General features: G+C 60.0%; 27 protein-coding genes. 17 read left to right on the top strand and 10 right to left on the bottom strand.

The features are described 5' to 3' along the window. Positions 1 to 105: 105 nt before the first annotated feature. Positions 106 to 660 carry a DinB family protein gene (locus I5L79_RS11070; RefSeq protein ID WP_196955110.1) on the bottom strand — a complete coding sequence of 185 codons (555 nt, stop codon included), beginning with the start codon at positions 658 to 660 and terminating at the stop codon, positions 106 to 108. Positions 661 to 960: 300 nt separating this feature from the next. Between I5L79_RS11070 and I5L79_RS11065 the strand changes: the two genes are divergently transcribed. From I5L79_RS11065 to leuS, 3 genes are all read left to right on the top strand, one after another. Continuing rightward, positions 961 to 2,319, top strand: coding sequence for a sigma-54-dependent transcriptional regulator (locus tag I5L79_RS11065; protein WP_196955109.1), 1,359 nt, complete (start codon positions 961 to 963; stop codon positions 2,317 to 2,319). Positions 2,320 to 2,537: 218 nt separating this feature from the next. Next, positions 2,538 to 4,322, top strand: a complete 1,785-nt coding sequence (locus tag I5L79_RS11060; RefSeq protein ID WP_196955108.1) for a sensor histidine kinase — start codon at positions 2,538 to 2,540, stop codon at positions 4,320 to 4,322. A 458-nt stretch (positions 4,323 to 4,780) separates the two neighbouring features. Then, the gene (gene leuS / locus I5L79_RS11055) at positions 4,781 to 7,558 is read left to right on the top strand and encodes a leucine--tRNA ligase (protein ID WP_196955107.1); all 2,778 of its coding nucleotides are present in this window, start codon (positions 4,781 to 4,783) and stop codon (positions 7,556 to 7,558) included. A 190-nt stretch (positions 7,559 to 7,748) separates the two neighbouring features. Here leuS and I5L79_RS11050 read toward each other — a convergent pair whose 3' ends face one another. The 4 genes from I5L79_RS11050 to I5L79_RS11035 all read right to left on the bottom strand — a co-directional run bounded on the left by I5L79_RS11050 (position 7,749) and on the right by I5L79_RS11035 (position 9,682). Beyond that, positions 7,749 to 8,399, bottom strand: coding sequence for an NAD(P)-dependent oxidoreductase (locus tag I5L79_RS11050; protein WP_196955106.1), 651 nt, complete (start codon positions 8,397 to 8,399; stop codon positions 7,749 to 7,751). Positions 8,400 to 8,474: 75 nt separating this feature from the next. Then, complete coding sequence (locus I5L79_RS11045; RefSeq protein ID WP_196955105.1) at positions 8,475 to 8,918, bottom strand: Rrf2 family transcriptional regulator; 444 nt, start codon at positions 8,916 to 8,918, stop codon at positions 8,475 to 8,477. Positions 8,919 to 9,065: 147 nt separating this feature from the next. Further along, the gene (locus tag I5L79_RS11040; RefSeq protein WP_196955104.1) at positions 9,066 to 9,434 is read right to left on the bottom strand and encodes an MmcQ/YjbR family DNA-binding protein; all 369 of its coding nucleotides are present in this window, start codon (positions 9,432 to 9,434) and stop codon (positions 9,066 to 9,068) included. A 74-nt stretch (positions 9,435 to 9,508) separates the two neighbouring features. Beyond that, complete coding sequence (locus tag I5L79_RS11035) at positions 9,509 to 9,682, bottom strand: DUF6728 family protein (RefSeq protein ID WP_196955103.1); 174 nt, start codon at positions 9,680 to 9,682, stop codon at positions 9,509 to 9,511. 136 nt (positions 9,683 to 9,818) lie between these two features. Between I5L79_RS11035 and I5L79_RS11030 the strand changes: the two genes are divergently transcribed. Then, positions 9,819 to 10,280, top strand: coding sequence for a nuclear transport factor 2 family protein (locus I5L79_RS11030; RefSeq protein WP_196955102.1), 462 nt, complete (start codon positions 9,819 to 9,821; stop codon positions 10,278 to 10,280). Positions 10,281 to 10,380: 100 nt separating this feature from the next. On the opposite strand, the gene I5L79_RS11025 is transcribed toward I5L79_RS11030, so the two are convergent. The 3 genes from I5L79_RS11025 to ispG all read right to left on the bottom strand — a co-directional run bounded on the left by I5L79_RS11025 (position 10,381) and on the right by ispG (position 14,186). Then, positions 10,381 to 11,076: a Rossmann-fold NAD(P)-binding domain-containing protein gene (locus I5L79_RS11025; RefSeq protein WP_196955101.1), complete on the bottom strand. Its 696-nt coding sequence runs from the start codon at positions 11,074 to 11,076 to the stop codon at positions 10,381 to 10,383. 77 nt (positions 11,077 to 11,153) lie between these two features. Then, entirely contained in the window at positions 11,154 to 12,026 is an 873-nt protein-coding gene (locus I5L79_RS11020; RefSeq protein WP_196955100.1) for an EamA family transporter, read from the bottom strand. 87 nt (positions 12,027 to 12,113) lie between these two features. Beyond that, positions 12,114 to 14,186, bottom strand: coding sequence for a (E)-4-hydroxy-3-methylbut-2-enyl-diphosphate synthase (gene ispG / locus I5L79_RS11015; protein ID WP_196955099.1), 2,073 nt, complete (start codon positions 14,184 to 14,186; stop codon positions 12,114 to 12,116). Positions 14,187 to 14,398: 212 nt separating this feature from the next. Between ispG and I5L79_RS11010 the strand changes: the two genes are divergently transcribed. Beyond that, the gene (locus tag I5L79_RS11010; RefSeq protein ID WP_196955098.1) at positions 14,399 to 15,595 is read left to right on the top strand and encodes a lactonase family protein; all 1,197 of its coding nucleotides are present in this window, start codon (positions 14,399 to 14,401) and stop codon (positions 15,593 to 15,595) included. Positions 15,596 to 15,628: 33 nt separating this feature from the next. On the opposite strand, the gene I5L79_RS11005 is transcribed toward I5L79_RS11010, so the two are convergent. Beyond that, positions 15,629 to 16,603, bottom strand: a complete 975-nt coding sequence (locus tag I5L79_RS11005; protein ID WP_196955097.1) for an NAD(P)H-quinone oxidoreductase — start codon at positions 16,601 to 16,603, stop codon at positions 15,629 to 15,631. A 160-nt stretch (positions 16,604 to 16,763) separates the two neighbouring features. Here I5L79_RS11005 and I5L79_RS11000 point away from each other — a divergent pair, with 160 nt between their 5' ends. The 11 genes from I5L79_RS11000 (at position 16,764) to I5L79_RS10950 (ending at position 22,062) form a co-directional block, all read left to right on the top strand. After that, entirely contained in the window at positions 16,764 to 17,270 is a 507-nt protein-coding gene (locus I5L79_RS11000) for a hypothetical protein (RefSeq protein ID WP_196955096.1), read from the top strand. 86 nt (positions 17,271 to 17,356) lie between these two features. After that, positions 17,357 to 17,755, top strand: a complete 399-nt coding sequence (locus I5L79_RS10995) for a hypothetical protein (protein ID WP_196955095.1) — start codon at positions 17,357 to 17,359, stop codon at positions 17,753 to 17,755. A gap of 166 nt (positions 17,756 to 17,921) precedes the next feature. Continuing rightward, entirely contained in the window at positions 17,922 to 18,176 is a 255-nt protein-coding gene (locus I5L79_RS10990) for a hypothetical protein (RefSeq protein WP_196955094.1), read from the top strand. Between the two features lie 154 nt (positions 18,177 to 18,330). Beyond that, the gene (locus tag I5L79_RS10985; RefSeq protein ID WP_196955093.1) at positions 18,331 to 18,861 is read left to right on the top strand and encodes a GNAT family N-acetyltransferase; all 531 of its coding nucleotides are present in this window, start codon (positions 18,331 to 18,333) and stop codon (positions 18,859 to 18,861) included. 208 nt (positions 18,862 to 19,069) lie between these two features. Next, positions 19,070 to 19,309, top strand: a complete 240-nt coding sequence (locus I5L79_RS10980) for a hypothetical protein (protein WP_231403041.1) — start codon at positions 19,070 to 19,072, stop codon at positions 19,307 to 19,309. A 166-nt stretch (positions 19,310 to 19,475) separates the two neighbouring features. After that, on the top strand, positions 19,476 to 19,940 hold the full coding sequence (locus I5L79_RS10975) for a hypothetical protein (protein ID WP_196955091.1): 465 nt from the start codon (positions 19,476 to 19,478) through the stop codon (positions 19,938 to 19,940). A 79-nt stretch (positions 19,941 to 20,019) separates the two neighbouring features. Next, positions 20,020 to 20,433, top strand: coding sequence for a hypothetical protein (locus I5L79_RS10970; protein ID WP_196955090.1), 414 nt, complete (start codon positions 20,020 to 20,022; stop codon positions 20,431 to 20,433). Between the two features lie 208 nt (positions 20,434 to 20,641). Then, positions 20,642 to 20,809 (top strand): hypothetical protein, encoded by a 168-nt coding sequence (locus tag I5L79_RS10965; RefSeq protein WP_196955089.1) that lies wholly within the window; start codon positions 20,642 to 20,644, stop codon positions 20,807 to 20,809. Positions 20,810 to 20,905: 96 nt separating this feature from the next. Continuing rightward, positions 20,906 to 21,385, top strand: coding sequence for a hypothetical protein (locus I5L79_RS10960; RefSeq protein ID WP_196955088.1), 480 nt, complete (start codon positions 20,906 to 20,908; stop codon positions 21,383 to 21,385). Between the two features lie 166 nt (positions 21,386 to 21,551). Then, entirely contained in the window at positions 21,552 to 21,785 is a 234-nt protein-coding gene (locus I5L79_RS10955; protein ID WP_196955087.1) for a hypothetical protein, read from the top strand. Between the two features lie 10 nt (positions 21,786 to 21,795). After that, on the top strand, positions 21,796 to 22,062 hold the full coding sequence (locus I5L79_RS10950; RefSeq protein WP_196955086.1) for a hypothetical protein: 267 nt from the start codon (positions 21,796 to 21,798) through the stop codon (positions 22,060 to 22,062). Positions 22,063 to 22,279: 217 nt separating this feature from the next. On the opposite strand, the gene I5L79_RS10945 is transcribed toward I5L79_RS10950, so the two are convergent. Continuing rightward, entirely contained in the window at positions 22,280 to 24,469 is a 2,190-nt protein-coding gene (locus I5L79_RS10945; RefSeq protein ID WP_196955085.1) for a glutamine synthetase III family protein, read from the bottom strand. A gap of 274 nt (positions 24,470 to 24,743) precedes the next feature. On the opposite strand from I5L79_RS10945, the gene I5L79_RS23660 reads away from it, so the two are divergent. Further along, positions 24,744 to 26,597: an LTA synthase family protein gene (locus I5L79_RS23660; protein ID WP_196955084.1), complete on the top strand. Its 1,854-nt coding sequence runs from the start codon at positions 24,744 to 24,746 to the stop codon at positions 26,595 to 26,597. Positions 26,598 to 26,600: the final 3 nt, after the last annotated feature.

Genomic DNA, 26,600 nt, shown 5'->3' with positions numbered 1-26,600 from the left:
CCTGTACAACCTCGCCGGAATGGGACTGGCCTGGCACGAAAACGAGTAAGTAGAACCGGAATTCAACCGCGTCATGGGGAATCTGAAGGATGAGATCCGGCTGAGTTAGGCTTGGCTATAGTTGTTAATAGCAAGCTGCTCTTTGTAGAGCTTACGGATGATGCTAATTTGGCCACGGTGGTAGATTTCATCTTCCACCATGTGATACAAGGCCCACGCTAAATCACATCCCGTTTCCGGATCGTAGTCTTCTATTCGTTTGGTAAACTCCTCAAACGAAACCGTTTTCAAGACCTCCACTAGTTGCCGTCTGGATTCGGTTAATCGGTCGATGTAGCTGTCGATTAATTCGCCGGTGATTAATTGTGGTACATAAGGCCCTAAGTCTAGAGCTGGCAGCCATTTCGCGTTTTCTTCTTCTGTTAATTTTCTTCCACCGATGAATTCGATGCGAAAATAGTGTTCGACGGCTATGATATGTGCCAACAAAGCGCCTATAGTGTTCCATCCTGCTTTGTACTGCCAGTCTAATTCCTCAACAGACAAGTTGTTGATGGACTGAATGGTAGTGATACGCGCATCCTCCAGAATACCGATGAGGTAATCCACCGAATGGTCTTGCGCATTTCCAAAGCTGATTCGGAATTTTCTTTTCGTCATGCGACTGGATTAGCAGATATTTTTCAAAAATACGGTCAACATCCTTTCTGATTCTGATAGCTACCATTGCCTCCATATTACTACCAAGCCTCCAACCCCATACTTTTACTTATCTAACTTCCGTCGAATCCTATTCCCCGGCAGTTTGCCACTCCCTAAGTGCGCATTCTAACGCTGTATCGCCCTGGCCTTACACTGAAAAAAACACCCAAGCTGTACTGAGTTTCCGGGTTAGGAATCAGAAAGTCAAAGTGTCTCCTACTCCAATTCATCATTACTAATTCTCAATTTATCTTAAAAATGCCCACCGGTACCCTGCTCCTGATTGACGACGAACCGCGCTTGCGCCAGCTGCTGGCCCGGGTAATGGAGCTAGAAGGCTACACCGTGCTGCAAGCCCCCGACGCCAACCGCGGACTGGAGCTCCTTCAGCAGCACGCCGACGAGGTGCTGGTGGTGGTGTCGGACGTGCGCCTGCCCGACGCCCACGGCGTGGACTTAATTCCGCGCCTCAAAGCCAAGGCCCCCGATATCGAAATCGTGCTGCTCACCGCCTTTGGCACCATCCCCGACGGGGTGCGGGCCATGAAGCAGGGCGCCTTCGACTACCTCACCAAGGGCGACTTCGAGCAGCAGCTGGTGGTAGTAGTGGAGCGGGCCGCCGAAAAATCCCGCCTGCGCCGCCGCGTGGCCGAGCTGGAGCGGCGCATGGGGCAGCGCTTCAGCTTCGCGAGCATGATTGGCGCGGCCCCCGCCTTACGCCGCGCCCAGGATCTGGCCCGTCAGGTAGCGCCCACCGATAGCACCGTGCTGCTGGAAGGCCCCACCGGCGCGGGCAAGGAGCTGTTTGCCCAGGCCATTCACGAAGCCAGTGAGCGGAAAGTCAAATCCTTTGTGGCCGTGAACTGCTCGGCTTTCCCCAAGGACTTGCTGGAATCGGAGCTGTTTGGCTACAAGAAGGGCGCGTTTACGGGCGCACTGGCCGACAAGAAGGGCTTGCTGGAAGAAGCCAACGGCGGCACCTTGTTTCTGGACGAAATCGGGGAGCTGGAGCTGAACGTGCAGGCCAAGTTCCTGCGGGTGCTGGAAACGCGGCAGTTCACCAAGCTCGGCGACACCAAGCCCACCAGCGTGAACGTGCGCATTGTGGCCGCCACCAACCGCAACCTCCGGCAGGAAGCCGCCGCCGGCCACTTCCGCCCCGACCTCTACTACCGCCTCTCCGTCTTCACCATCCTAGTGCCCAGCCTGCAGGAGCGCGCCGCCGATGTGCCCACGCTGGCACAGCATTTCCTCCAGCATTTCGCGGCCCAGCTGCGCAAGCGCCTGCCCGGCCTGGAGCCCGAGTGCGTGGAGCTGCTGCAGCGCTACGAGTGGCCCGGCAACGTGCGGGAGCTGAAAAACGTGCTGGAGCGCGCCGCCATCCTCGCCCCCGCCGACCAGCCCCTGTCCGCCGGCTACCTCCCCGACGAGTTCCACACCCTGCCCGCCTCCGGCAGCCCCGATGCCGACCCTACTGATCAGAGTTTGCGCGCGGTGGAAGCCCGGCACATTCGCCAGATACTCCATCAAGTGCAGGGCAACAAAACCGAAGCGGCCCGCCGCCTCGCCATCGGCCTCACCACACTCTACCGCAAGGTGCAGGAGTACGAGTTGTGATTGGGGATTTAGAGTCTTAAAATCTTGGTTGACGTTCAGCCACTCCTCGAGCCCCGGCACTTCCTCTGCGCCCTCCGCGAAAACCTCCGCGTCTTCTGCGGGCTATAAACACCCGAACGACATCGTTAAATCGTCATAAGGTCCTTCGCGCTGCTCAGGATGACAGACGAAGCAGAACAAAAAATCCAAGACCCTAAGTCCCCAAGGCCCTAATATCCATGTCCCTGAAACTCAAAATCCGCCTGAGCATCCTCACGATGCTGATTTTGCTGCTGGGGCTGGGCGGGTACACGTTTTCCACCATTCGACAACTGGAAGGCGGAACGCGGGGCGTACAGCAGGCCAATTTCCGCTCCGTGGAGTACGGTCAGCAGATGCTGCGGGCCCTGGAGCAGCTGGAAGATGCCCCCACCCAGCCGGCCCCACTCACCGCCCTGCGCCGGGCCCTTACCCGCGAAGCCGCCAACATCACGGAGGCCGGGGAGCTGGAGCTGGTGGACACGCTCACTCAGCATGTGGCCGACTACCAGCGCCTCGTGGATGACAAGTCGCCCACCGACCGGCAACAGGCCCGGCTACGCCAGCTGCGGGCCGAAACGCACCGCATGATGGCCCTGAACGCGGCCTCTTTTCACCGTCAGACCCAGCAAACTGCGGCGGCAGCGGCCGGAGCCCGGCGCGTAGTGCTGCTCATCATGGTCCTTAGCAGCCTGGTGGCCTTGAGTTTGGTGGTGCGCCTACCCCGGTCCGTGCTGCGCCCCCTGCGCCGCCTCCGCGCCGACGTGGAAGACGTGGCCAACGCCGGCCCCGCCACTCAGGTATCCATTGCCAAAAACGATGAAGTAGGCGCCGTAGCTCTGGCCCTCAACCGCGCCTTTGGGTACCTGCAGGACCAGCGTGCCGTGACGCGGGCGGCCCTGGCTACTGAGCGCAGCCGCCTGGAAAGCCTCATTGACCACCTCGACGAAGGCTTGCTGCTGCTCGACCCCGCGGGCTGCGTGCTGCTGGCTAACCCCGTGGCGCGCGAACTGTTGGACCGCTCGGCCGCCGAGCTGGTAGGCCAGCGAGCCGAGGACTTGCGCCGCGAGTCGGCGCTGCTCCACGACGTTTTCCAGCCGCTGCTGGAGCCAGAGTCGGGGCGAACCGGGGAGGCGCCCGCGCCGGTTCTGCTCACTATTGCCCACGCCAACGGGGAAACGGCGTACTACCGGCTCACGCTCAACCACATCGTAACGCGCAACCGCGAAACCGGCCGCACGGAATTTGTGGGCCACATTCTGGCGCTGCGCAACGTGTCGGACTTCAAGAAGCTGGACGAGGTGAAGTCGAACTACCTGGCCACCATTTCACACGAGCTGAAAACCCCACTGGCCAGCATCAAGCTCAGCCTCATGCTGCTCCAGGACGAGCGGACGGAGGCCGAGGAACGTCAGCGCCTGGCTGACGGCATCCGCGACGAAACCCAGCGCCTGCTGGGTATGGTGGGCCAGCTGCTGGCCGTATCGCGCCTCGATGCCGGCGCCGACATCCAGTTCGACGTGCAGCCCGTAGCCCTGGCCGAAGTAGTGAACTACGCTATTGATACGGTGCGCCCCCAAATCGAGGACAAGCAGCTCCAGCTGTGCGTGGAATTGCCTTCCACCCTCCTGCCGGCCCGCGCCGACCTGGAAAAGACCACCTGGGTGCTCATCAACCTGCTCAGCAACGCCATCCGCTACTCGCCCCGGGGTGCCCGCCTGCTGGTGCAAGCCAACCAGCGCGCCGAGGCGGTGGAAATCAACGTGCAGGACTGCGGCCCCGGCATTGCGGCCGAGTTCCACGAGCGGATTTTCCAGCGCTTCACCCACGTACCTAATGCTACGGGGCACAAGGGCGGCTCGGGGCTGGGGCTGAGCATCTCCCGGGAGTTCATCGAAGCCCAGGGCGGGCGCCTCTGGGTGGAAAGTGAGTTGGACTGCGGCAGCAGCTTCCGCTTTACTCTGCCGCTGGTAGACGTGGGATAAGCAACAAAAGGGTATTTGAACGATGTAGAGACGCATACTTGCGTCTCATCGGCCGCGCCGTACCAACGATTGTCGTTCAAAAGAAGCCGTACCAACGATTGTTGTTCAATGACGGGACGCAAGTATGCGTCTCTACATCGGGCTGATGGCCAAAACCTGGTTCAATCAACGTTGAGTTGCAACCCTTCCCGACCAAGACGAAACACCTCCCGACCAGTCATAAACCCTTCCTGACCAAGACGAAACACCCCAAGACCAATCAAAAACACCTCCCGACTATTCAGAAACACCTTCCGACCAGTCGAAAACACCCCACGACCAACCCGAAACACCTTGCGTCCGCAGCGTAACCCAGCGTCGTTAGGCTCGCCCCCTCCTTTTTCGGGGAGGGAGTTGGTGAGTCGGCGCTTTCCCGGCATTTCCGCGTAATTTCGCCCTTTCACACGCAGCAGAATCCCATGCCCGGCTATTATCCCCAGGATATTGAGAAGAAGTGGCAAGCCCACTGGAAAGAGCATCACACGTTTAAGACTGAGAATCAGTCGGACAAGCCCAAGTACTATGTGCTGGACATGTTCCCGTACCCCAGCGGCGCGGGCCTGCACGTGGGCCACCCGCTGGGCTACATTGCCTCCGACATTGTGGCCCGCTACAAGCGCCTGCAGGGCTACAACGTGCTCCACCCCATGGGCTTCGACTCGTTTGGCCTGCCCGCCGAGCAGTACGCCATCCAGACCGGCCAGCACCCGGCCCTGACCACGGAGCAGAACATCGACACGTATATCCGGCAGCTCAACTCCCTGGGCTTCAGCTACGACTGGAGCCGGGAGGTGCGCACCTCCGACCCGCAGTACTACAAGTGGACGCAGTGGATTTTCCTCAAGCTGTTCAACTCCTGGTACAACCTCGACACCAACCGGGCCGAGCCGCTCAAAACCTTGCTCGACAAGTTCCAGCAAAACGGTAGTGAGGGCATCCGCGCCGCCGGTGATGAGGAGGAGCGCCACTCCTTTACGGCCGGTCAGTGGCAGTCGTTCACGGAAAAGCAGAAGCTGCAGGCTGTGCACCCCTACCGCCTGGCCTACCAGCAGGATACCTACGTGAACTGGTGCCCCGGCCTGGGTACGGTACTCAGCAACGACGAGGTGAAGGATGGCCTCTCGGAGCGGGGCGGCTTCCCCGTGGAACGCCGCCTCATGCCCCAGTGGAACCTGCGCATCACGGCCTACGCCGACCGCCTCCTCCAGGGCCTCGACACCCTCGACTGGCCCGACGCGGTAAAGGAAATGCAGCGCAACTGGATTGGTAAAAGCATCGGGGCTGAGGTAACGTTTGCCGTGCAGGGCCACGAGCAGGCCCAGATCAAGGTGTACACGACGCGCGTAGACACCATTTACGGAGCCACCTTCCTGGTGCTGGCGCCCGAGCACGAGTTGGTGAAAGAGCTGACCACACCGGAACAGCAGCAGGCCATTCAGGGCTACATCGACGCCACCAAGCGCCGCTCGGAGCGTGACCGGATGGCCGATACCAAGACGGTTTCGGGTGCTTTCACCGGCGCCTACGCCCTCAACCCGTTTACGAACGAGCCCATCCAGATCTGGATTGCTGATTACGTGCTGGCCGGCTACGGCACTGGCGCCGTCATGGCTGTGCCCAGCGGGGACCAGCGCGACTACGTGTTTGCCAAGCACTTCCAGCTGCCCATTGTGCAGGTGGTAGATGCCCAGCAGATTGACGAGCAGGCCGACCCGACCAAGGAAGGCAAGTACCTGCACGGCCTCATCCAGGGCCAAAGCTACAAGCAAGCCACCCAAACCCTGATTCAGGAACTTGAAGCACGCGGCATCGGTAAGGGCAAAACCAACTTCCGCATCCGCGACGCCATCTTTGGCCGCCAGCGCTACTGGGGCGAGCCTATCCCGATTTACTACAAGGAGGGCGTGGCCTACGGCGTGGCCGAAGCCGACCTGCCCCTGGTGCTCCCGGAAATCGACGAGTACAAGCCCACCGAAACCGGCGAGCCGCCCCTGGGCCGCGCCAAGGACTGGAAGTACAAAGGCCAGTACGAGTACGAGCTGAGCACCATGCCTGGCTGGGCCGGTTCCAGCTGGTACTACCTGCGCTACATGGACCCGCAGAACGCCGACCGTTTCGTGGGCGAGGAAGCCGAGCAATACTGGCAGCAGGTGGATTTATACATGGGTGGTGCAGAGCATGCTACGGGCCACCTACTCTACTCCCGCTTCTGGCACCTTTTCCTGAAAGACCTGGGCTTGGTGTCTGCTCCGGAGCCCTTCCAGAAGCTCATCAACCAGGGCATGATTCTGGGCCGCTCGAACTTCGTATATCGCATCAACGGCACTAATACGTTTGTGACGCTTGGTAAAAAGGACCAATATCAGACCACTGCACTGCACGTTGATGTCAACATTCTGACAAATGATGTGCTGGATACCGAAGCTTTCAAAAAGTGGCGGCCGGATTACGCTGATGCCGAATTCATTCTAGAAGATGACGGGCGCTACGTGAGTGGCTGGGAAGTCGAGAAGATGTCGAAGGCGAAGTTCAACGTGGTGAACCCAGATGTATTGGTAGGCCAGTACGGGGCAGATGCGCTGCGTTTGTACGAAATGTTCCTGGGGCCGCTGGAGCAGTTCAAGCCCTGGAACACCAACGGCATGAGCGGCGTAGCAGGCTTCCTCAAGAAGCTCTGGCGCCTCTACCACCCCCAGGATGGCGACTTTGCCGTGACCGACGAGGCCCCGAAACCCGCCGAGCTGAAGGCCCTACACAAGGCTATCCGCAAGGTGGAGGAAGACATCGAGAAGTTCTCGTTCAACACCACCGTCAGCGCCCTGATGATTACGGTGAACGAGCTGACGGCCCTCGACACGCACAAGCGCGCCGTGCTGGAGCCGCTGGTGGTACTGGTGTCGCCCTACGCTCCGCACCTGGCCGAGGAGCTGTGGCAGAAGCTGGGCCATGCACCCGGTTCCATCAGCTCGGCCACTTATCCCGAGTTCAAGGAAGAATACCTGGTGGAAGACGTGGTGAACTACCCGGTGGCCATTAACGGCAAGGTGCGCGAGCAGCTGCAGTTCCCAGCCACCGCCACCCCAGCCGACATCGAAGCCGCCGTGCGCGCCTCCGACTTCCTGGCCCGCTTCGCCGAGGGCAAAGAAGCCAAAAAGGTGATTGTGGTGCCCGGCCGCATGGTGAACGTGGTGGTGTAATTGCGTCTAGGTTTTAGTAAAAAGGCCCGCCGGATTTCTCCGGTGGGCCTTTTTTGTTCGGCTACATAAGAACGTCATGCTGAGCGGAGCCGAAGCATCTCTACCGCTTCGTTGCAGTAGTAATCCAACGAAGCGGTAGAGATGCTTCGGCTCCGCTCAGCATGACGTTCTTGACAGACTTGTGCCCTCCCTAATACGCAGCGGTGAAGCGCTGGCGGCTGTGCTTGGGCTGCTCTACTTCGTCCAGAATGGCCACGGCCAGGTCTTCGCCCGACAGGATGCTGCGGCCTTCCTCGTTGAACACCGGGCTTTCGAGGCCGAGGCGGTAGTGGCCCGTGCGGCCGGTGCTGATGCCCGGGTGCATTTCAATGGCGGGGCTGACGAAGGTCCAGTCGAGGGTATCGTTCTTTTTCAGCTCATTCAGGTAGTCGCGGGCGGCGGTGGCACCGGCCTTGTACTCTGCGGGGAACTGCGGCCCGTCTACCAGCTGCTGCCCGTCAATGTAGAGGCTGCCCGCCCCGCCAATGGCAATCAGGCGCGGCACTCCAGCCTTCTCGGTAGCGGCTTCAATGTCGCGGGCACCCTGCAGGAAGTCGTGGTAGAGGTTGGGGTTGGCCCAGCCGGCATTGAAGGAGTTGATGACAACATCGTGGCCGGCCAGTTGCCGGGCGGTTTCCTCCACCTGGTTTACGTTGCCAGTTACGATGGTCAGGTTAGCGTGCTGGGTGGTGAGCTTGGCGGGGTCACGCACCAGGGCCGTTACCTGGTGGCCGCGGTTGAGGGCTTCGGTCAGGAGCTTCGAGCCGACGAACCCGGTGGCTCCGATGAGGGCAATTTTCATAGGTGAAAAGGGTATGGTGAAAAGAAAAAGAAGACTGTATTGCAACCATTGCAGTTACAATTGAAAGCAAAAAAATTAGCTGCTTGCCGCCGCTTTGGCTTGAATATCCGTGGTGACCTGGGCCAGCAGCACGCCAGCCAGCTGCTGCTCCAGGGCCGCCTGGGCGCGCTGCAGGGTAGCATTTAGGGCTGCCTGAATATGACGCCCCACGGGACAGGCCGGGTTTGGCTGGTCGTGGACGCTGAACAGCTGCCCTTCGGCTACCACCTCTACCGCCCGGTACACTTCCAGCAGGGAAATAGCCCGGGGAGAACGGGTTAGAAACGTGCCGCCCGAAGCCGGCCGCACCTCTACCAGGCCGGCCTTTTTCAGCTGCCCCAGAATCCGCCTAATCACGACGGGGTTGGTATTGACGCTTCCGGCCATGCGCTCCGAGGTCAGCAGCGCGTCGCCAGGCTGCTGCAAAGCCAGCAGGGAAAGCACATGCACGGCCACGGAAAAACGACTACTGATTTGCATAGTGGGGCAACCGGTGGAGGTAAAAAGCCAGCTCCAGGCGGTGGCAGAACAAAGATACGCATTGTAACAACATCAGTTACAATAAAGCACAAAAAAGTGGCGAAGCTACTGCCCCGCCCTACATTTAAACAAACTCGATTCAAGCTGCTAACCTTCCGTTTGCTCGGCCTCGGTTAGCTCTTCACGCAGCTTTTTCGGCAGCGAAGCACGCACCAAGTCATAAGAATGGTCGATAAGCTCGCGCAGCTGGCGGCCGGGGATGCCGGTACCGACCAGCACCGTGTTCCAGTGCTTTTTGTTCATGTGGTAGCCCGGCAGCACGTAGTCGTGTTGCTCGCGCAATTCTACGGCGCGCTCCGGGTCGCACTTCAGGTTGATGCTGCCAAAGGTGTCGATATCGGTGAGGGCAAACACTTTACCGCCCACTTTAAACACCAGGGTTGAGGGACCGAACGGAGTTTCTTCGCTCACCCCCGCTTTCAGCAGGCAATAGTCGCGGAAGTCTTCGATGTTCATGCTGTTGCCAGTACTGCTTGTTAATTGAATGCCGGCCATCAGAATACGCCTGACAACCGGCAACTAACAACTGATTAGCGGAGAAACCACCGATACAGCAGCACCAGAAAGCCGACCAGAAACATGGCCATGCTCAGCTTATTGATGAAGTGCATGGTGCGCAGGTTGAAGTTGGTATGGCGCGTGGGGTCGTTCTTGCGGAAAAAATACCCAAAAACGGGACCCAGATTAAACAAGTCTTTACGCATGACACAGAGGTTTTAGGACTACTAAGATAACACCTCCCGCCGCATAAAGATTTACCCCGCTCGTAAATTGCGGGGGCCGCTGCAACTGCCGTTCCGCAGCGGCGTCGTTACGGCCCAACGCTAACCACCTCTCTGTATGCGCCCTTTCTACGCTCTTCTCGCGGGCCTGCTGCTTACCGCTGCTGCCGCTCATGGTCAAAGCCCGGCTTCGGATACGGAAGCGGTTAAGCAAACCATTAACCGCTTTTTTGAGGGCATGCGCAAAACCGACAGCACGCTCATTCGCAGCACGCTGGCGCCCACGGTTATTCTGCAAACCATCAGCAACCGCGGCGGCAAAACGCAGGTGCAGACGGAAAACGTGGCGGCTTTCCTGAAGGCCGTGGGTACGCCGCACCAGGGCGTGTATGATGAGCGTATCAGCTTCGAGCGGGTGCTTATTGACGCGCAGCTGGCCAGCGTCTGGACGCCCTATCAGTTCTACGTGAGCGACAAGTTCAGCCACTGCGGCTACAACTCCTTTCAGCTGGTGAAGCTGGCCGAAGGCTGGCGCATTGCCTACATCATCGACACGCGCCGCAAGGATGGGTGCAAGTAGTATTTCCTTGTCATCCTGCGCTCTGCGAAGGACCTTCTCACGGTAAAACAAACTTATTAGCCCGCAGAAGACGCAGAAGTTTCCGCAGAAGGCGCGGAGGTTATTCAGCCGTGAGAAGGATAATAGGATTGCCATACCTTGTGGCCGCCGTCACGATATCCGGCACTTCCAACACTGGCTTTGCGTAGCCACGCTGCGCCACGTGTAGCATAGCTTGCCCCAACTCCGCCAACGTGGATACATACTTCGGCATAAATCGCCGCAGCGCCGGATACAGCCAGCTGAAATACTTGTAATACGACAGCACGTGCTGCTGGCCCGGCGTGGCTTTCAGAAAGCCGGGGCGGAACATGTAGGCCTGCCGGAAACCCAGCCCTAGCAGCGCGTTTTCGGTTTCGCCCTTCACGCGGGCCCACATCTGGCGGCTGCGCAGCGTATCGTCGGTACCCGCGCCCGATACGTAGCAGAACGTGAGGTCGGGGTTGCGGGGCAGCAGCGTTTGGGCAACGTGCAGGGTAAGATCCTGGGTGAGGCGGCGGTATTCGGGTTCCTGCATGCCCACCGACGACACGCCCAGACAGAAAAAACAGGCGTTGTAGCCCGCGAGCTGGTCCTGGATGGGTGTCAGATTATGGAAATCCGCGTGGATGATTTCACGTAGCTTGGGGTGGGTTCGGCCGCTCGGCCGCCGGCTGATGCTGAGCACCTGCTCTACTTCGGGGCTGTTCAGGCATTCCAGCAGCACACCCTCTCCCACCATGCCGGTGGCCCCGGTCAAGATTACATGTAGTTTCATGGGTGGGCAGACGGACGAGGGGCGCAGATATTTTTCAACAATTTAACAAGTAGCGCCGACCAGTAAAGTACCGGGCCCTACTCACCATGCAGCGCCGGCACGGGGCGCTGACTAGTAAGGGTAGCCCCAACGCTGGCCAGCACGATGAAGCCCACCGCCAGCCACTGCCACCCCGACAGCTGCTCGCCCAGCAGCAGCCACCCCGAAACGGCAGCCGCTACCGGCTCCAGGCTCATCAGAATACTGAATGTGCGCGTCGGCAGAGACTTAAGCGCCTGCATTTCCAGGGTGAACGGCAGGATACTGGAAAATAGCGCCAACCCAGCGCCCTGTAGCAAGAGTCGCGGCGTCAGGTGCAGTAAGCTCCCGCCAGCCACCGCAAATGGCAGCACTGGCACCACGGCGAAGAGCATACCCACGGCAACAGCCACTGAACCGGGTAGCACGGCGGCGGTGCGCTGCCCCAGTACGATGTAGATGGCCCAGCACGCGCCCGCCGCCAGGGCGTAGGCCATGCCTGTGAGGTTGATACCCTGGCCACTCCACGGCGTGATAAGGGCAATGCCCAGGCCCGCCAAGGCCACCCAAACGGCATCCAGCCAGCGCCGGGAGCCGCTTAAGGCTAGAGCCAGCGGGCCAATAAACTCCAACGTTACGGCCAAGCCGAGCGGTATGCGCGCCAGTGAGCAGTAGAAGAGACAATTCATGAGCCCCAAAGCCAGGCCGTAGGGCACCACGGCCCGCCATTGCGCAGCCCGTAGCTGCCCCAGCCGCGGCCGTACCACTGCCAGCAACACCAAGGCTGATAAACCGATGCGGAGGCTCGTGGTACCGGCCGCCCCCAGCAGCGGAAACAAGCCCTTCGCCAAGGCAGCCCCGGCCTGCACACTGATAATGGCAAACAGCACGGATGGCACCGCCGGCAAGGAAAACCGAGAAGCGTTAGACATTATAAAAGCTTAAACAGGGCTGCTTCTGCTACTGAATGCCTTACCAGCAGACGTATACTCCTAGCGTTTAGGCTACTGTGGCTTGCACTACCCCGCCACCGGCTCCTCCAGCAGTACTGGCTCAATCCAGCGGCCGTCTTCGCGCATAAGCTCAATCAACTCATCTACTGCGCGCTCCTCAGGTACGGCTTTCTTGATGACTTCCTGGCCGCGGTAGAGGGCAATTTTGCCTTTGCCGACGCCCACGTAGCCGTAGTCGGCGTCGGCCATTTCGCCGGGACCGTTCACGATGCAGCCCATGATGCCGATTTTGACGCCCTTCAGGTGGTCGGTGCGCTTACGGATCATGGCGGTGGTTTCCTGCAGATCGAACAGGGTGCGGCCGCAGCTCGGGCAGCTGATGTACTCCGTCTTGCTCATGCGCGTGCGCGCCGCCTGCAGAATCCCGAAGGAAAGCTGGTTGAGCTGATCCAGCGTTTGGAGCCACTCCTGTTTCGGGCGGGCGGGCAGCAGTTCCGTGCTTAGCACCACCCCGTCGCCAAGGCCGTCGAGCAGCAGGCCACCCACGTCGGTGGCGGCGTAGAGCTGGGTTTGCTCGGGCGTCAGCTCGGGATACTGACGGTTGATGATGACCGGGTTGGTCACCCCATGGTTCATCAGCTCGAAAAACGCCCGGCGGATTTCGGGCATGGCGTGGGCATTGTCGGTGTAGAGAATAATTACCGCCGTGGCGTCGTCGCGCAGCTGCGTCAGGGAGGTAGGCGTGAGCGAGTCGAGGTGCTGGAACACAAAGTTCAGCTCGGGGTGGCGGGCGCCAGGGGCAGCGTATTCCGTATGGGTCAGTACCGGGTAATGGTCGGGGCGCTGGCCGGCATCAAGCCAGGCGCTGTAGTCCACCACTTCCTTGAGGCCGTTGGGCAGCATAAACGGCACCGGGCGCTGGCCCGAGTACACGTAGTCGGCGCCGAGGTCATTCATCTGAAACTTGTCCAGAAACGCGGAGTACAGATGGCCCACGGCGCGCAGATCGGCATACTCCACCGCATCCAGGGCCGAGAGGTCTACCATCACCCGGGGCACATTCTGCCCGCCCAGGTTCAGCACCTCGCGGGTAGGGCGGCGGTGGTACTGGAAGGGGTCTATCGGTAATGAGTAATTAGTAATTAGTGATGAAGAATTACGGTCAGGCGACGCGTCATTGCTCATTATTAATTCTTCATTACTAATTACTAATTCTTCGCCCAACGGGCGAATAGGCTTGGCCTCGGCGGCGCGGTTCGTATACCGGTCAATCAGGGCGCGGGCTACGGGGGCTTCGGCTTCGGGAGCTTCCGTGAGGCTCACGCGCACGGTGTCGCCGAGGCCATCTTCCAGCAGGGTGCCGATGCCCACGGCCGACTTGATGCGGCCGTCTTCGGCTTCGCCGGCTTCCGTCACGCCCAGGTGCAGCGGGTAGGGTTGCAGGCCTTCTTCGTCGAGCTTCTGCACCAGCAAGCGGTAGGCCTGCACCATTACCTGGGTGTTGGAGGCCTTCATGCTCAGCACCACGTCGTAGTAGTTTTCCTCCTCACAGAGCCGCAGAAACTCCAGCGCCGACTCTACCATGCCCAGGGGCGTGTCGCCGTAGCGGCTCAGAATCCGGTCCGACAACGAGCCGTGGTTGGTGCCGATGCGCATGGCCGTGCCGTACTGCTTGCAGATCTGCACCAGTGGGCGGAACCGCTCCCGGATGCGCTCCACCTCGGCGGCGTAGGAGGCATCGGTGTAGTCGATGACGTCGAACTTCTTTTTATCGGCGTAGTTGCCGGGGTTCACGCGCACTTTCTCCACAATGCGGGCGGCCAGCTCGGCGGCGTTGGGCGTGAAGTGAATGTCGGCAATAAGCGGCACGTTGCAGCCCCGCTTGCGCAGCTCCTTCTTGATTTCCAACAGGTTCTGGGCTTCCTTCACGCTGGGGGCCGTGATGCGCACGTACTCGCAGCCGGCCTCCACCATGCGCAGGGTCTGCTCCACCGAGCCCAGCGTATCCATGGTGTCCACGGTGGTCATGCTCTGCACCCGAATCGGGTTGAGGCCCCCCATGGGCAGGTCGCCGATTTTCACTTCCCGCGAAAGGCGGCGCTTATACTCGGTGAGGCTGGGGCAATACGTCTTGTTCATAGAAAGGAAAACCAGCGGCGGAAGGCGAAAGTTGCGGCAGGAAGGTGGTACCCGCGGCAAAGGTACGAGCTAATAGCTACGGTCGATGGCGCCGGCGCCCTGCCAGCCTCGCTTGGTAGACGCTCCAGCCCCGCCGATATTTCGCCGTCACAACTCCGGCGCAGTAGCTACCTTGCCTCCCTGACGTTTCATCCTTTTCCCGCGCTGCCCGCATGACCCTTCCAAACTCTTCGCGCCGTCATTTTCTGAAGCTTACCGGTTTGACGCTGGCCGGCCTGCCGCTAGCCGTTTCCGGGTGCGCCTCCGCCCTCACCGGCAGCCGCAAAGAGCCTTCGTACCTGGTGTACGTGGGCACCTACGCCGCCGCCGATGCCGACAGCCTGTTCCTGTACCGCCTGAACCCGGAAACTGGTGCCCTCACCCGGGTGGGCGCCTCGAAAGCCGGCCCCAACCCCACCTACCTGACGCTCGACCCGCAGCAGCGCCTGCTGTACACGGCCAACGAGACCGAGGAATACAACGGCATGAAAAGCGGCTCGGTACGGGCCTTTGCCGTCGACCGCAAAACCGGCGGCCTCACCCTGCTGAATGAGCAGTCGTCGTTTGGACCGGGGCCGTGCTACGTCAGCCTCGACCATACCCGTCGCGTGGCGCTGGTGGCCAACTACGGCGGGGGCAGCGTGTGCGCCCTGCCCGTGCAGGCCAACGGCCAGTTGGGCGCGCCCTCGGCTACCCAGCAGCACACCGGCTCGGGCCCGCACAAAAACCAGAACGTGCCCCACGCCCACTGCTTCCTGCCCGACCCTGCCAACCGCTTTGCCCTGGCCGTGGACCTGGGCATCGACCAGGTGGTGGCCTACCCGCTGGAGCCGGGCACGGGCAAGTTTCTTAACACCCCCACCACGGCCTTTACCACCGCGCCGGGCGCCGGTCCGCGCCACCTCATCTTTCATCCCAATAAGCGCTGGGCCTACCTCATTAACGAGCTGAACTCCACCGTCACGGCCCTGAGCTACGATGCCAGCCAGGGGAAATTCAGCGAACTGCACACGCTTCCCACGCTCCCGGCCGACTTTACCGCGTGGAATGCCTGCGCCGATATTCACGTGTCGCCCAACGGCCGGTTTCTCTACGCCTCCAACCGGGGCCACAACAGCATCGTGGTTTATGCCATTGACCCCGGCAGCGGAAAGCTCACCTGGGTGCAGCACGCCGATACCCAGGGCAAGATTCCGCGCAACTTTGCCCTCGACCCCAGCGGCCGCGTGGCGCTGGTAGCCAATCAGCAGACCAACAACATCGTCACCTACCGCATCGACGCTCAGACCGGGCAGCTCACCCCCACCGGGGTATCGGTAGAGGTGTCCGCGCCGGTTTGCCTGCAGGTGGTGCCCGACTTTCTGGCGTAGCGCGGCTGGGTAATGTACTGAGGTCTCAGCACGTTACCCACCAACTTCCAGCACGATTTTGCCGATGTGCTCACTGCTTTCCATCAATTGATGCGCCGCTGCGGCCTCAGCCAGCGGGAAGCGGCGGTAGATGACGGGGCGAAACCGGCCGGCGGCCAGCAGCGGCCACACGTGTTGCTCCACGGCGGCGGCCAGCGCGGCTTTAAAGTCGGCGGAACGGGGGCGCAGGGTGCTGCCCGTAATGGTGAGGCGGCGGCGCATCACGTCCAGGGCGTTGAACTCGGCCTTGGGGCCCTGCATGGCGTTGATGAACACCAGGCGGCCATCGTCCCTGAGCAGGCGCAGGTTCCGGGGCGTGTAGTCACCGCCTACCATATCCAGCACCACGTCTACGCCCTGGCTTTTCAGCTCGGCTTCAAAATCTTCCATCTTATAGTTGAAGCAGCGCGTAGCCCCCAGCTTTTCGCAGGCGCGGCATTTCTCGTCGGAGCCGGCCGTGGCAAACACCGGAGCGCCCAGCGCTGCCGCCAGCTGAATGGCCGTGACGCCGATGCCGCTGCTGCCGCCGTGTACCAGCAGGGTTTCGCCGGAATGCAGCTGCCCGCGCTGAAACACGTTGTGCCACACGGTAAACACGGTTTCGGGCAGCGTGGCGGCTTCGGCCATCGTCCAGCCGGGGGGCACGGGCAGGCAGTGGCGGGCATCCACCACGGCGTACTCGGCGTAGCCCCCTTCAGCCAGCAGCGCGCACACTGCGTCGCCGGGGTGCCAGCGCCCGGCAGCGGCGCCTACGGCTTCCACGGTGCCCGCAATTTCCAGCCCCGGCACGGTACCGGCCACATCCCCGCTGCCGGCGTACTTGCCCTGACGCAAAAGCACGTCGGGGCGGTTGATGCCGGCGGCCTGCACGCGCACCAGCACCTGGTGCGGGCCTGGCTGGGGTACACTGGCGGAAGTGAGCTGTAATACTTCGGGACCGCCGGGCTGGGAAATGATGATTTGGTGCATAACGAACGGAGAAGCCAGGGCTGTAAAGTTGCGTTGTCGGTTGACAGCATACGGTGCCTACGCCAGCGGGCAGCGGCAGTTTCGTCGGTTTCTGTATGGAATGCTTGTCCGCCCGGCGGCCGGCTGCGTACTTGCAGGGCGCTACTGCGCCACCCGACTTATGAAAAACCGCCCCATCTGGATTACCCTGCTTGGCAACATGACCAAGGCGACCGGACTGGCCGCCTGGCAAACCGGCCGCCTGTTTCGCAAAGCCGCCGCCGCTGCCCTCGACTCGGTACAGGAGGTGCTGCGGGCCGAAGTAAAAAAAGGCAACATCCGGCTGGTACAGGATTTCCTGACCGATAAGGCCCTGCCCGCCGCCCGGGCCCTGCTGCTCGAACGGATGGCTGCCCGCTTGCTGGTGCGCATCGGGCTGCGCGGGGTGCTGGCTTCCAACGTAGTCGGCTGGATCCTGCCATTTGTGGTGGAGCAGCTGATCAAGGTGGCGCACCGCTCCGGCGTGCTCGATAAGCTAAAAGCCCACCCCACCGTAGCCGACTCGCTCACCCGCCTGGACGAGCTGAAGAAAGCGGCCTGGAAAACGCTGGTGCCCGATGCCGGCAGCGGCGCCGAGCTGCTGCCCGACGATGCCGAACTGCCCCGGCAGCTGACTGCGAAGCCATAACGCTTACTTAAACTCGACCATAGCCCGCTGATTCCCGTATGCGGGCCCTACACGTCTGGTTTCACCAGCCCCGGCGTCCCTACCGTATGCAACCCGCGCTGTCGTTTCCTTACCTGAACATCTACCTGCACACGGCGGCCTGCCCGGCTATTGAGCTTCAATGGCTCAGCTTCGCCAACAGCACCAGTTTCCGGCAAAGCGTTTCACAGGGCCTTCAGCTAGCCCTGGAGCACCGCGTGCAGGGCTGGATTGCCGACGACCGGCTGCTGGGCCCCGTACGGCCTAAGGATCTGGATTGGGTACACCGCACGGTGCTGCTGCCGCTCAGCCGGATGGGCCTCCGGCGGTTTGCTTTGCTGGCCTCCGACGACCCGCTCAACCGGCTGACCATCGACCGGATGTACGAGCAGGCCGAGACGGATATTGCCTTCGAGCTGCGTCGCTTTGATGAGATTGAAGAAGCCCGCCGCTGGATATGCGATTAATTTTATTTCAATAGTATCCTTCTCATTAATAGCTACATATATCACACACTCTAAAGTATCAAAGTAAATATAGTCAATTGTTTTTTTTCTTCATGCCGAAAACTTATTCGACCTGATTGCAGCAGTTGCCGTACAGACGGGCTGACCATCACACCACGTACTTCTTATGAAACTGTCCTTCAAATCCCTGCTTCTTTTCGCCGCGTTTGCTGCCTTCGCCACTACTTCGTGCTCGGAGCGCCAGCAGGAAAATGCGGAAGTCACCACCGAAAACGCTGCCAACGAAGCCGGTGCCGCCACCGAGCAAGCCGCCAACGACGTTCAGGAAGATATGGCCCGGGAACCCGGCGACACGGCCGTAGTGCAGAACAAAGAGGCTGATAAGCTCGTGGAGGAAGTTCCCGCGACGCCGCAGAACTAGTTTCTGCCTTGTATGCCGTTAAAAGTGCCCGTTCCGGTAGTTGCCGGAGCGGGCACTTTTGTTTTTAGATGAGTTTGTAGCTAGAACTTAGCCAAGCAGGGTTTTACTGATTTTAGGGTTACTCCAGGCGTACTTCTTTGTTTTATTTTTGTTGATGCTGGAATTAAAACCTTTTAGCGCATCAGACGCTTCGCGGGTAGCCCTGCTGCGAAACCACCCCGTTATCCTGGCCAACGGCTTTAACGGCACCCCCAACCCGTACACCGTAGCCGCCGCCGAGGCATTTATTGCAGCCCAGGCGCTCAAGCAGCCGGCCGAAAACCTGGCCATCTGGCTGGCTGGGGAACTGGTAGGCAGCATTGGCCTGTGGCGAAAAGAGGATGTATTTCGACTAAGCGCCGGGCTGGGGTACTGGGTAGGCGCCCCGTATTGGGGCAAGGGCGTAGCCACCGAAGCTATTGGCTTATTCACCACGTACGCATTTGCAACCTTTGATATAGTGCGCCTAGAGGCCGGCGTATTTGCCTTCAACCAGCCGTCGATGCGGGCTTTGGAGAAAAACGGTTTCTACCTGGAGAGCATCCGTCGGCAGGCCGTGGTCAAGCACGGGCAGATACAGGACGACTACGTCTGGGTTAAACTAAAGCACCCCAACCAGTCGGCGCCTTACCCTACGCCTGGGTAAACGCCGGAGTACCTTACTCCAAAAAGCCCGATTCCTCGGATCGACAAAGCTGGCTGCACTTGCAGGCCCTGCGTCTACTCCCTCACACGCCCTCCACGGCGGTACTACCGTTGCTTGTTTGTCCTGGCGAAAAGCGTATGTTTGGAGTGTATGTTATGCCTGTATGCGTATGGAGGTACATAGGGAACTCGCTGAAATCCGCCGGCAAATGCGGCAGCTGTTTTTAGCCCGGACCGACCTGATGACTCTGGAGCAATGCCGCCTGGAGTGGCAGCGCATCCTGCAGCAGCTGCAGCAGCGCCCATTGGAGCCGGCCCTGGCCGCTCGCATTGCCGACAGCCTCAAGCAGCTGGCCGAGCTGGGCCGGGCTGATTCTCCCTTCTGGACGGCCACAGCCCGGCGTCAGAAGCTGGAAAACGCGCTTATTCAGGCGGTGCAGGGGCTGTAGCCCAACAAATTTCGTTTGAACCCATCGATAAAAACAGGTCACTGTTTCATGACAGCTTACAGCTGATGCGCAGTCAGCCAACGGTAAGAAGCGCATCATTCAGTTGCTGGGGCGCCACCTCAATTTGCCTTCATAGCCCATTAGTAGTCAAATAATTTTATCCCCTATGCATCCTGCCGTTCACCAGAACAATGTTCAGGCATCTACCATCTTTTGGGTAAGCTGCCTTATTTCGCTGCTACGGGTTGGGATTACTATGGCAGTCAAAATGGAGCAGGAAGGGTATGGTATTGTTGCCAAAATTGTTGGTGCAGCTATAGCTCTGGCCTTAATGGGTGGCGTCAGTTTCCTGGTAGGCCTGGGCCTGCGTAAAGGCTATATGTGGGTGAAAGTTCTGGTGCTAACGATAAACATCATCGCACTTCTCGTTTACGGCGTGTCGCTGCTACCTGGCGCCGTGGGCACGGAAATGTTAAAGCGGAATTACGATACGCCGCTGGAGGCCATCTTGCTAAGTCTAGAACTTCTGCTCACTATTGGATTCATTGTCGCCATCTTCCGCGGGTTTGGCATTTCCGACCGGGCTTCTAATCCAGAACACGTCGACACCGTTTTCACAACCACTACCTAAGCCTCCGGCACAGTTGCTGCAGCTGCCGGTGAAGAAGTAACTGAGTGTGACTATAATGACTATAACCGACTGAACTGCTATGGCAGTAACTATTTCTAATAACGACCACCGCGCTGTTTGGTGGTTTTTGACTGGCCTTTTCATTGCTGTATCGACGGAAGCAGCGTATCGGACTGAGCCTCATTTTGTACGCTTATCTCCTGCCTACTTCCTTGGCGTAGCCATCATGGTGGTTCCGGTCGGCCTGGTGTGCTGGGCCGTGTGGCGAGGCCACTACTGGGCAAAACTGCTCATTGTGGCGGCCACGCTCTATGGTCTGCTCAGACCACTGTTCTATCTGCCGCTCTTACACCTCCCAGAATTCACCCCTCGCCTTGCGTTGCTGGCGCTGGCACTCATGGCCCGGCTGGCAGCATTGTTCATCATCATTCGCGACCTGCTGCGCCGGCCCGTGGCCAAAGAGGCTGGAGTTGCGGCGGAGGTAATTGATTGAACTTATGAAACAGCTGCTTGTACTTGCCGCTTGCCTCTGCGCTGCCCCAGCTTGGGCACAGGGTCGCATCACGCCCAAAGCCGCGCAGCTACCGCAGCCTCCGAGTGTTGAGTCAGTCTTACGAGCCAGTGCCAATCCTCGCCTCACAGAACTCGCCCTCCATGCCATCCTGTATCCGGCGTTGCGGGATACGCTTTCTAACCGTCCTATGCCGCACCTGCAGCCCGGCGACCTGGTGTTTATCAGCGAGGAGGTTGGCCAGTGGCTCAAACTGGTGCGGGCCGGCCGGGACGCCACCCGTTACAACCCTGAGCTTGTGCCCTACTTCCTGCGAAAATCTAGCCTGCGCGGCGCTAAGACATTCGTCATCCTTTAGACTTGTCCCCTCTCAGAAGTCGCAGCCGCCACGGGTGTAGCTGGCGCGCCTACGGGGTATCTTTGCGTACCCCGCCGCTATAGAACTTCCCAAGCCATGCCTAATCGGATAGTCTACCTGCTTTTCTCCCTACTGCTCCTGGCCAGCCCGGCAGTTGCCCAATCTACCCTGTCCAAGCCGGCAGCCGTCCCGCTGCTGGACCAGGAGAATGGCTTTCGCGCCTACCACTTCGGCGAGCCGTACGCCCGGTACCCGAAGTTGCGCGTGTTCTTCGACGATGGCCCCACTACTACCTACATCGACCCCCAGGAAGATTTGCACTACGCCGGCGTGCCGCTCACCGAAGTCCTCTACACCTTCACCCCGGATGGCCTGGACCGGATCAGCTTTACTACCCGGGGCCAGCGCCACAGCGACCAGCTCAGGCAGCAGCTCATTGCCCGCTACGGCCCCGGCCAGCCAGGAACCAGCTACGTGAACAGCTACGAGTGGCGAGGCCAGCACGTGGTGCTCAGCTTCAGCGCCGCCACCAAAGAGAACCCCGACGCCCAGGTGCTGCTGCTGCGCCTGCCGTAGGGCAATCCTGACCAAAGTCCCATTTCCTATGCGCCGTTTCCTGTTTCTGCTACTGCTCAGTGGCCTCGCTTCCCTTCCGGCCGCGCTGGCCTAACAGGCAATGCCCGCTACGACCACAACGACCAGGCCTACCACAGCCAACCCGCAGCCGATGTATGGGGTAGCCTTGATCGAGCTCAACCGCAATTTAGGCGGCAGCTGCTATGTGATTCTCTTCGATGGCGTAACCCCGAATCCGAAGGCTAAGCACTACCAAGAGAACGGCCGGGACCGGGAATTTACCCATGAAGCGGCCGCCCTGAATTTTCTCTACGACCTAGGATGGGAGGTAACACCCAATGGCGGCATGATGTCCACGCCATATGTCTACCGCTACTTACTCAAGCAGCGTGGACAGTAACCTCCTGATTATGAATCTTTCTCCTGCTCGACGCCAGAAATTGATCTGGCTACTTGGCATACTCTGGATGCTCTTCCTTCTCTTGCTTGGGCAGGGCCTACTCTTTAAATGGTTCATACCTCACGGGCAACTGGAAAGCTATGATGCATGGATGAGGTACCAGCAGTGGCAATTGGGGTGGCAACGCGGTGCCTGGCTCCTGGCGCTGAGCCTGCTACTAACAGCTGTATATGCTTACCGCAAAATACCGCAGACCATGAATGGCAATACGCGCTAGCCCGCTACCTTACCTTCCTGCTGATGCTGGTACTGAGTCTGTGGTTGGTTGCTGCCTTCTGCATGCCAGGAGGCTTCATGCTGAGCTGATCATGGTGGCCAGTATACGCGGCGTGAGGTATGGGCACAAAAAAAGCCGCCCCACCCGGAACGGCTTTTTCGAAATCGAAACCGAAGAAAATTCCCACCCAACTTCGGTTCGATTCTGGCGCTGGACTCTAGTGCCGGAACAAAAGTTCGCGGTACTTTACCAGGGGCCAGTCCTCATCGGCCACCATCAGCTCCAGTTTATCTACGGAGCGGCGAATGGTGTCGAAATGTGATTTGACGGTGTCGCAGTAGGCAATGGCCCGCTCGCGCGTGTCGTCTATTTTGTTGGCCACTTTGCGGGCATCAACCATCTGCTCCACCTGAGTCTTGATGGTGTTGATGTGCCGCGAAATGGCTTTAATGGTGTCTACGGTTACTTGTGAGCTGTCATCGTCGAGGCCCAGCTCGCGCAGGCCGCGTACGTTGTTCACCAGCTTGGTCTGGTATGCAACCGCCGTGGGGATGATATGGTTCACGGCTAGGTCGCCCATTACCCGACTTTCGATCTGGATTTTCTTCATGTAGTCCTCCAGCAGAATCTCGTGGCGGGCGTGGAGTTCCACGTGCGAGAAGATGCCGTGGCGCTCGAACAGCTCCGAAGCTTCCTGAGTTACCAGCGCATCCAGGGCGTGGGGCGTAGTCGGGATGTTGGCCAGACCGCGGCGGGCAGCTTCTTCTTTCCACTCATCGGAGTAGCCGTTGCCCTCGAAGCGGATGTCCTTGGAGCTGATAACGTACTCGCGCAGCACGTCCACAATGGCCACTTCTTTTTTCTTGCCCTGCTCGATCAGCGCATCCACTTTCGTTTTGAAGTCGATGAGCTGCTCGGCTACAATGGCGTTGAGCACCGTCATGGCCGAGGAGCAGTTGGCCGAGGAGCCCACGGCGCGCAGCTCAAACTTGTTGCCGGTGAAGGCAAATGGCGAGGTGCGGTTGCGGTCCGTGTTGTCGAGCAGAATAGCCGGAATCTTGTCGATGCCCAGCTTGAGGTAGATGTTGTCGCCTTTGTCCAGGGGCACTTTGGCCGTGCGCTCCAGCTCATCCAGCACCGAGTCCAGCATCGAGCCCACGAACACCGACATGATGGCCGGCGGCGCTTCGTTGGCCCCCAGGCGGTGGTCGTTGGAAGCCGAGGCAATGGAGGCGCGCAGCAGGTCGCCGTAGGTGTGCACCGCCTTGATGGTGGTGATAAAGAACGCCAGGAACTGCAGGTTTTCCTTGGGTTTGCGGCCGGGAGCGAGCAGGTTGATGCCCGTATCGGTGCTCATTGCCCAGTTGTTGTGCTTACCCGAGCCGTTGACGCCTGCAAAAGGCTTCTCGTGCAGCAGTACCTTGAAGTTGTGCTTGTCGGCTACCTTGTCCATCAGGTCCATCAGGAGCTGGTTGTGGTCGATGGCGAGGTTGGCGTCCTCGAAGGTAGGCGCGCACTCAAACTGGTGCGGGGCCACTTCGTTGTGACGGGTACGCAGCGGAATACCCAGTTTGTTTGCCTCCTCTTCGTAGTCCAGCATGAAGGCATGTACCCGGGGCGGAATCGAGCCGAAGTAGTGGTCTTCGAGCTGCTGGCCCTTGGCCGGCGAGTGACCAAACACGGTGCGGCCGGTCATCACTAGGTCAGGGCGGGCCGTGTGCAGGGCTTTATCTACCAGGAAGTACTCCTGCTCGATGCCCAGCGTGGTGTTTACGCGCTGTACGTCTTTGTCGAAGTACTGACAAACGTCTACGGCGGCCTTTTCCAGGGCAGCCAGGGACTTCAGCAGCGGGGCTTTATAGTCCAGTGCTTCGCCGGTGTAGGCTACGAAGATGGTTGGGATGCACAGCGTTTTGGCGCCGGCCGTTTCCAGAATGAAAGCGGGTGAGGTAGGATCCCAGGCGGTGTAGCCACGCGCCTCGAAGGTGTTTCGGATACCGCCGTTCGGGAACGACGAAGCATCCGGCTCCTGCTGCACCAGCGCCGAGCCTTTAAAGTTTTCTACCGGACGGCCATCCGAGTTCAGATCAAAAAACGAGTCGTGCTTTTCGGCGGTGGCGCCGGTCAGAGGCTGAAACCAGTGGGTGTAGTGCGTAGCTCCTTTGGCCATAGCCCAGGTTTTCATGGCCGAGGCCACGGCGTCGGCTACGGAACGCTCCACCGGCGCGCCCTGCTTAATAGCCGATTGCAGCTTCTTGAAATATTCCCCGGGCATGGTAGCCCGCATGGCATCGAGGTTAAACACGTTCTTGCCGAACGAGTCTGAGCGACGCTCACCGGAAGAAATCACCTCGACCGTTTTGCGCTGGTCGACTAGCTCAAGAGCTTTAAATCGGAGAATGGCCATACAGGATTTATGTGGAGACTATGAAACGACAGAGGCAAATGTAGAAGAACGGCATCCATGTTTCCAAATGCTCCCTCCAGTTTTTGAGGCCATTTTCTTGAAAAACGTTGTTTTTTTTCACTTACCCCCTCAAAAACTTATACCAACTTCAACTTTTGCGCTGAAAAACACAAGGTACTGTCCTCCGTTGACTAATACAGCACAAGGTTTGGCGAACAGAGCACCAATTATCTTCTCCCGCGCAACCGCACGGCTGTCGGTGTTACTTTTGGGCGTGAATAACCGCTTTGCGTTTCAGCCGCGCTACTTTTTGTTCTGGCTGCTCTTCTTTCTGGTAGCCAAGCTGCTGTTTCTGAGTTACTACCACCAGCTGGCTGCCCCTCTCCCTCTGGCCGAGATGGCGCAGATTGTTATTTTCGGGCTGCGGCTGGATGCATCGGCGGCGGCCTACCTGAGTTTGCCGCCTTTTCTGCTGTTCCTGGCCGACTGCCTGGCCGGGCCACGCTTCCCGCTGGAGCGGCTGCTGCGCTTTGTTACGGCGGTTGCGGTGCTGGTCGTATCAGTACTTACCGTGGCTGACCTGGAGCTGTACCATGCCTGGGGCTTCCGCCTGGATGCCACCCCGCTGCAATACCTGAACACGCCCACGGAAATGGCCGCCTCGGCCGGCTCGGCCCCTTGGCTGATGCTGCTGGCACTTTGGGGGTTGCTGCTGGCCGGCAGCTGGGGCCTGTATACCAGGCTGATAGGCCGGCTGCCGGCGGCTCCGTACGGCTTCGGGCGCGGAAGGGCCGCTTTGGTAAGCCTCCTATATATAGCCTTGGTAGTGGTGCCGTTGCGGGGTGGGGTGCAGCAGATTCCCGTCAACCAGAGCGACGTATATTTCTCCACGGTGCCGTTTGCCAACCATGCCGCCGTGAATACGGCTTGGAACGTGGTAAATTCCCTGCTGCAGCAGAGCAGCACCGTGAATCAGTACCAGTACATGCCCGACAGCACTGCCCGCCGGCTCGTACAGGAGCTCTACGCCGCTCCGGTTCGCCCGGCGCCGGCCTCGCTGCTGCGTACGGCGCGGCCCAACGTGCTCTTCATTATTCTGGAAAGCTTCACCAGCAAATGGGTAGGCAGCCTGGGCGGGCAGCGCGGCACCACGCCCACGCTCGACAGCCTGGCGCGCACGGGCGTGCTGTTCTCCAACATTTACGCGGCCGGCGACCGGAGCCAGAAAGGGCTGGTGGCCCTGCTGAGCGGCTACCCCAATCAGCCCACCACCAGCATTATCAAGTACCCGCGCAAAACCGAGCGGCTGCCTCACCTGGCCCGCTCCCTGGCGCCGGCAGGCTACAGCTCCCGTTATTATTATGGGGGCGAGCTGGCCTTCGCCAACATGAAAAGTTACCTCGTAGCGGCCGGCTACGACCAGATTACCGAGCGCAGTGACTTCCGGGCCAGGGAGCAGAACTCCAAGTGGGGCGCCCACGACCACGTGCTGTTCCGGCGGGTGCTGGATGACCTGGGCCGGCAGCGGCAGCCGTTTTTCGTCACGGCCTTCACGCTCAGCAGCCACGAGCCGTTTGATGTGCCCATGCGCACGCGCTTCCCGGGCACCGATGAGGCGACGCTCTTCCGCAACTCCGTGTATTACACCGACCATGCCCTGGGTCAGTTCTTGCGCGCGGCCCGCCAGCAGCCGTGGTGGAGCAATACGCTGGTCGTGCTGGTAGCCGACCACGGCCACCCGCAGCCGGGCAGCACGCCCAACTATGCTCCGGCCAAATTTCGGATTCCGCTGCTGCTCACCGGCGGCGCGCTCCGGCCCGAAGCCCGAGGCCGCGTCGTCCGTACCATTGGCTCCCAGACGGACGTGGCGGCCACGCTGCTGGCGCAGCTGCAGCTGCCCGCCACGGCGTATCCGTTCAGCCGCAACGTGCTGGCCGCCGATTCAGCTTCGGCCTTTGCCTTCTACTGCTTCACGGATGGGTTTGGGCTGATAACGCCGCGTGGGCCGGTTACCTTCGACAATGCCGCCCGGCAACCGATTACCCGCGGGCCACGGGTGCCGGCTCGGCAGGTGCAGCAGGGCCAGGCCTACCAGCAGGTTTCCTTCGAGGACTTTCTGCGTAAGTAAGGT

The organism is Hymenobacter guriensis (assembly GCF_015773195.1).
Taxonomy (GTDB): Bacteria; Bacteroidota; Bacteroidia; order Cytophagales; family Hymenobacteraceae; genus Hymenobacter; species Hymenobacter guriensis.
The sequence above is the reverse complement of the archived record's forward strand: the minus strand, read 5'-3'. Positions and strand labels throughout refer to the sequence as shown.

Excerpts from the sequence above, each read along its gene's own strand:
- I5L79_RS10945 (WP_196955085.1), bottom strand. The coding sequence starts at position 24,469 with ATGGCCATTCTCCGATTTAAAGCTCTTGAGCTAGTCGACCAGCGCAAA.
- I5L79_RS10965 (WP_196955089.1), top strand. The coding sequence starts at position 20,642 with ATGCCGCACCTGCAGCCCGGCGACCTGGTGTTTATCAGCGAGGAGGTT.
- I5L79_RS11070 (WP_196955110.1), bottom strand. The coding sequence starts at position 660 with ATGACGAAAAGAAAATTCCGAATCAGCTTTGGAAATGCGCAAGACCAT.
- I5L79_RS11025 (WP_196955101.1), bottom strand. The coding sequence starts at position 11,076 with ATGAAACTACATGTAATCTTGACCGGGGCCACCGGCATGGTGGGAGAG.
- I5L79_RS10980 (WP_231403041.1), top strand. The coding sequence starts at position 19,070 with ATGCGGCAGCTGTTTTTAGCCCGGACCGACCTGATGACTCTGGAGCAA.
- I5L79_RS11035 (WP_196955103.1), bottom strand. The coding sequence starts at position 9,682 with ATGCGTAAAGACTTGTTTAATCTGGGTCCCGTTTTTGGGTATTTTTTC.
- I5L79_RS11000 (WP_196955096.1), top strand. The coding sequence starts at position 16,764 with ATGAAAAACCGCCCCATCTGGATTACCCTGCTTGGCAACATGACCAAG.
- I5L79_RS11020 (WP_196955100.1), bottom strand. The coding sequence starts at position 12,026 with ATGTCTAACGCTTCTCGGTTTTCCTTGCCGGCGGTGCCATCCGTGCTG.
- I5L79_RS11010 (WP_196955098.1), top strand. The coding sequence starts at position 14,399 with ATGACCCTTCCAAACTCTTCGCGCCGTCATTTTCTGAAGCTTACCGGT.
- I5L79_RS11005 (WP_196955097.1), bottom strand. The coding sequence starts at position 16,603 with ATGCACCAAATCATCATTTCCCAGCCCGGCGGTCCCGAAGTATTACAG.
- I5L79_RS11065 (WP_196955109.1), top strand. The coding sequence starts at position 961 with ATGCCCACCGGTACCCTGCTCCTGATTGACGACGAACCGCGCTTGCGC.
- leuS (WP_196955107.1), top strand. The coding sequence starts at position 4,781 with ATGCCCGGCTATTATCCCCAGGATATTGAGAAGAAGTGGCAAGCCCAC.
- I5L79_RS11060 (WP_196955108.1), top strand. The coding sequence starts at position 2,538 with ATGTCCCTGAAACTCAAAATCCGCCTGAGCATCCTCACGATGCTGATT.
- I5L79_RS11040 (WP_196955104.1), bottom strand. The coding sequence starts at position 9,434 with ATGAACATCGAAGACTTCCGCGACTATTGCCTGCTGAAAGCGGGGGTG.
- I5L79_RS10960 (WP_196955088.1), top strand. The coding sequence starts at position 20,906 with ATGCCTAATCGGATAGTCTACCTGCTTTTCTCCCTACTGCTCCTGGCC.
- I5L79_RS11045 (WP_196955105.1), bottom strand. The coding sequence starts at position 8,918 with ATGCAAATCAGTAGTCGTTTTTCCGTGGCCGTGCATGTGCTTTCCCTG.
- ispG (WP_196955099.1), bottom strand. The coding sequence starts at position 14,186 with ATGAACAAGACGTATTGCCCCAGCCTCACCGAGTATAAGCGCCGCCTT.
- I5L79_RS10990 (WP_196955094.1), top strand. The coding sequence starts at position 17,922 with ATGAAACTGTCCTTCAAATCCCTGCTTCTTTTCGCCGCGTTTGCTGCC.
- I5L79_RS10975 (WP_196955091.1), top strand. The coding sequence starts at position 19,476 with ATGCATCCTGCCGTTCACCAGAACAATGTTCAGGCATCTACCATCTTT.
- I5L79_RS10970 (WP_196955090.1), top strand. The coding sequence starts at position 20,020 with ATGGCAGTAACTATTTCTAATAACGACCACCGCGCTGTTTGGTGGTTT.
- I5L79_RS10985 (WP_196955093.1), top strand. The coding sequence starts at position 18,331 with ATGCTGGAATTAAAACCTTTTAGCGCATCAGACGCTTCGCGGGTAGCC.
- I5L79_RS11030 (WP_196955102.1), top strand. The coding sequence starts at position 9,819 with ATGCGCCCTTTCTACGCTCTTCTCGCGGGCCTGCTGCTTACCGCTGCT.
- I5L79_RS10995 (WP_196955095.1), top strand. The coding sequence starts at position 17,357 with ATGCAACCCGCGCTGTCGTTTCCTTACCTGAACATCTACCTGCACACG.
- I5L79_RS10950 (WP_196955086.1), top strand. The coding sequence starts at position 21,796 with ATGAATCTTTCTCCTGCTCGACGCCAGAAATTGATCTGGCTACTTGGC.
- I5L79_RS11050 (WP_196955106.1), bottom strand. The coding sequence starts at position 8,399 with ATGAAAATTGCCCTCATCGGAGCCACCGGGTTCGTCGGCTCGAAGCTC.